1 protein-coding gene is annotated in these 3,435 nt (G+C 37.4%); it reads left to right on the top strand.

The window, feature by feature from the left end; all coding sequences use genetic code 11:
- Nucleotides 1-592 precede the first annotated feature (592 nt).
- On the top strand, nt 593-3,058 hold the full coding sequence (gene gyrA / locus P6940_RS08110; RefSeq protein WP_038153158.1) for a DNA gyrase subunit A: 2,466 nt from the start codon (nt 593-595) through the stop codon (nt 3,056-3,058).
- The last annotated feature ends 377 nt before the right edge of the window (nt 3,059-3,435 follow it).

Raw genomic sequence — 3,435 nt, forward strand, 5'->3', positions numbered from 1 at the left:
GATAGAAAGATAGAAAGATAGAAAGATAGAAAGATAGAAAGATAGAAAGATAGAAGAAGTTGTTTCTGTAGGGGGTCATTGGAAGAAGAAAAATGAATAAAAGAGGTTGCTATGCCTATTCTATGGAAAAACAGGATGAGTAGATAAGATAGCCTATATTTATAAGTGGTAGGTACGATAGTGGTATGTCCTGTATCAAATAGATAGATTCTGCTGATGCGACAAATGACAATCAGCGTGGTATAGAGCGTACTTAATGGCAGTATCGAATGTTACCCTTTAGTAAAGTGGTACATAGTGTATTAAATTAGATAGATTATGACACGAGATTATGTAAGTGCAACATCTGTGTACATACTGCATGAAACGAAATGGTAAGAGCTTAGGTCGAGCAAATCGATTGAAGTGTGTGCATATATGTGTTGGCGATTAAGTCATAGTTATAAAATATGTAACATATATGTTGACAACAAAGGTAACTAAGAAAACATATACACCAGTACATACTGACAAGCTTGACAGTATAATGGTATAATATAAGGTAGATTAATTGACTTTTATACTAGATGATAAGAACAAATGAGGTGGAACTGTGGAGGAAACGAACTGGAGTCATGGCAAAATAACGCCTGTCCAAATCGATAAAGAAATGAAAAGTGCCTATATAGATTATGCGATGAGTGTAATCGTTATGCGTGCATTACCAGATGTTCGTGATGGTCTTAAACCAGTTCATCGTCGTATTTTATATGCGATGCATGAAACAGGTATGACCCCGAATAAACCTTATAAAAAATCGGCTCGTATCGTAGGTGACGTACTAGGTAAATATCATCCACATGGAGATAGTTCTGTTTATGATGCTACGGTTCGATTGGCGCAAGATTTTAATACGCGTTACCTAATGGTTGATGGGCATGGGAACTTTGGATCCATCGATGGTGATTCGGCGGCAGCTATGCGTTATACAGAAGTCCGTATGGCTAAAATTACGCAAGAAATGTTGGCCGATATCGATAAAGAAACTGTTGATTTTATGCCTAACTATGATGAGTCTTTGCAAGAACCAACTGTATTGCCTGCCAAAGTACCGAGTCTTTTAATTAACGGATCGGCAGGTATCGCTGTAGGGATGGCAACGAATATTCCTCCTCATAATTTAGGAGAAGTAGCAGACGGATTGATTATGTTAATAGACAATCCGAATGTAACCGTTGACGAATTGATGACAGCCATTAAAGGGCCAGACTTTCCAACAGGAGCATTAATTCTTGGGCGAGAAGGTATCAAAAAAGCGTACAGTACGGGTCGTGGAAGTATTAAAATGCGTGCGAAAGCGACCATTGAAGAAATGCCTAAAGGTAAGCATAAAATTGTGGTAACTGAAATACCATACCAAGTGAATAAAGCACGAGTGATTGAAACGATTGCTTCCTTAAGTCGTGATAAAGTGATTGATGGTATTACCGCCTTGCGTGATGAAAGTGACCGTCAAGGATTGCGCATTGTGATTGAATTGCGTGCCGATATACAACCAGATATCGTATTAAATAAACTTTATAAACATACACAATTACAAGATTCTTTTGGGGTTATCATGTTGGCGCTCGTTAACGGACATCCAAAAGTGTTAACGTTGAAAGAAGTATTAAATCATTACTTAACACACCGATTGGAAGTGGTGGTGCGCCGCACTCAATTTGAATTACAAAAAGCAGAGGCGCGTGCTCATATTTTAGAGGGTTTATTGATTGCCTTAGATCATATTGATGAAGTAATTGCCACCATACGTAGTTCTCAAACCGATGAAATCGCTAAACAGTCATTAATGACTCAATTTGGCTTATCCGATAAACAAGCGACTGCGATTTTAGATATGAGATTACGTCGCTTAACAGGCTTAGAACGTGAAAAAATTGAAGAAGAATATAAGGAATTACAACTATTGATTGCCGATTTGAAAGCAATTTTAGCAAGTGAAGACCGTCAACGAGGTATCATCAAAGATGAATTAGATGATATGAAGAAGAAATATGGTGATGCTCGTCGCAGTGAAATTACGATTGATACATCGGAACTTAATATTGAAGACTTAATTGCTGATGAAGAAATGGTGATTACCTTAACTAAACAAGGATATATTAAACGCATGAACGCTAATGTATATCGCAACCAACATAAAGGTGGTGTTGGTGTGGTAGGCATCAAGACTAAAGAAGATGATTATGTGGCACAAATTATGCATGTTCGTACCCATAATACATTATTATTCTTTACCTCTACTGGGCGTAGTTATCGTTTGAAAGCTTACGAAGTACCAGAAGCATCTAGCCGTAATTCTCGTGGCACAGCTATGGTCAATGTGTTGCCATTGAATGTAGGTGAACAAGTGACAACGATGATTAATTTAGAATCGGTAGATATGGATGCGAACTTGTTTATGGTGACTAAATACGGCGTATGCAAACGAACTAAAATCGAAGAGTACCAAAATATTCGTCGTAGTGGTTTAAATGCTATCAATCTAGATGAAGGAGATCGCTTAATTTCTGTTTGTATGACAACAGGTGGTCAAGACATCTTGATTGGCACTAAGAAAGGTATCGCTATTCGCTTTAATGAAGAAGATGCACGATTATTAAAACGGGCAGCACACGGTGTGCGAGGAATTAACTTAAATGCTGGTGATGAAGTTGTAGGAGCTGGCGTGTTTACTGGCAACGATGAACATGTTCAAATCTTTACAATTAGCGAAGAAGGATTTGCAAAACGCAATGATATTAGTGCATATACATTGCAAAAACGTGGTGGTAAAGGTTCTAAAAACTTTAGAATTACCGATAAAACAGGAGATGTTGTAGCCGTAGAAGTAGTAAGAAATGATGATGAAGTGATGATTATTTCTGAACAAGGCAAAATTATTCGCTTTAACACTACGGACATTGCAGTGAAAAAAAGTAAAGCCGTTTCTGGTGTGAAAACACAAAATTTAGATAGCGGTGATAAAGTCGCATCTATTACGGTGATACCTGCTTCTGAAATAGAAGAAGATGAATAATAATAGTATATACAAATAGATACGATAGATATGATACACTTTGTAGCATATAGAGTACGAATGCAATATGCAGAGGGGAGTACATGGTACAACCCTCTGCATATTGTTATATAGGTATCATTGTTGATGATTCATCGTATGAGAAGGCATGCGTTAGAATGCTCCGTATACAATTTTGTTATAGTGTGACTATGCAATAGGTAGCGATGGCATTAAAGAGTAGAAACCTCGATAGGTCTTTCACATATGGTATGTACGACGAGAATCGTTTGATGACTAGAGCCTATGGAAACTTATAAAAACCCTCTTGCAATTTATAGTGCAATAGGATACAATACTAATACAGTTCAGGCATGAGCTGTTTTAATTTGCTTGTC

The sequence above is a fragment of the Veillonella montpellierensis genome, from assembly GCF_947090115.1.
Classification (GTDB): domain Bacteria; phylum Bacillota; class Negativicutes; order Veillonellales; family Veillonellaceae; genus Veillonella; species Veillonella montpellierensis.